Annotated in this window: 1 protein-coding gene; it reads left to right on the top strand. The window is 65.8% G+C overall.

Annotated features, from left to right (window positions below; genetic code table 11):
* The coding region (locus J5M67_RS28095) for a cell division protein FtsZ (protein WP_279381593.1) at positions 1-486 on the top strand (486 nt) is incomplete at both ends.

Raw genomic sequence — 486 nt, forward strand, 5'->3', positions numbered from 1 at the left:
GTACTGGCGCTGCCCCCGTCGTCGCCAAGATCGCCCGCGACGCTGGCGCCCTGACGGTTGGCGTCGTCACGCGTCCCTTCTCCTTCGAGGGTAACCGCCGTGCAGCCCAGGCCGAGGGTGGCGTGACCACGCTGCGCGAAGAGGTCGATACCCTCATCGTGATCCCCAACGATCGTCTCCTGGAGATCTCCGACGCGAACATCTCCGTGCTCGATGCCTTCCGCGCTGCCGACCAGGTCCTCCTGTCGGGTGTTCAGGGCATCACCGAGCTGATCACGACGCCGGGCCTCATCAACGTGGACTTCAACGATGTCAAGTCGGTCATGAAGGATGCCGGTTCGGCCCTCATGGGCATCGGTGCCGCGACCGGCGAGGATCGCGCGCTACGCGCTGTCGAGAGCGCGATTTCGTCTCCGCTGCTCGAAGCGTCGATCGACGGTGCGCACGGCGTGCTCATGTTCTTCCAGGGAGGCTCCGACCTCACCC

The organism is Pseudomonas sp. 30_B (genome assembly GCF_017491605.1).
Classification (GTDB): domain Bacteria; phylum Pseudomonadota; class Gammaproteobacteria; order Pseudomonadales; family Pseudomonadaceae; genus Pseudomonas.